The sequence below is a fragment of the Vibrio sp. 1078-1 genome (genome assembly GCF_033340475.1).
On the sequence record NZ_JAWOWM010000844.1, the window covers coordinates 1 to 529 of the forward strand.

Here is a 529-nt window from a genome sequence, read left to right on the forward strand (position 1 = left end):
CCTCTTGGCTAGAGCAGAAAGATGCACGTCTACAACAAGAAGCATCACAAGAAAGTGCTCGCCAAAAGACCATCGAGAAAGAACTTGAATGGGTACGTAAAAACCCTAAAGGTCGCCAAGCAAAATCTAAAGCACGTATGGCGCGCTTTGAAGAGCTACAAAACACTGAGCACCAAAAACGTAACGAAACCAACGAGCTGTTCATCCCACCAGGTGAGCGTCTAGGTGACAAAGTGATTGAAGTGAAGAACCTGACTAAGTCGTTTGACGGTCGCGTTCTGATTGATGACCTATCGTTCAACATGCCTAAAGGTGCGATCGTGGGTATCATCGGTGCCAACGGCGCGGGTAAATCAACGCTATTCAAGATGCTAAGCGGCACTGAACAACCTGACTCAGGTACCATTGAGATGGGTGACACAGTGAAACTAGCATCTGTTGAGCAGTTCCGTGATTCAATGAACGATAAGAACACGGTATTCCAAGAGATTTCTGAAGGCGCTGACATCATCAAGATCAACAACTTTGA

1 protein-coding gene is annotated in these 529 nt (G+C 46.3%); it reads left to right on the forward strand.

What is annotated here, in order from left to right:
• A partial coding sequence (locus R7190_RS30405; RefSeq protein WP_318138280.1) for an ATP-binding cassette domain-containing protein occupies positions 1-529 on the forward strand: 529 nt, incomplete at both ends.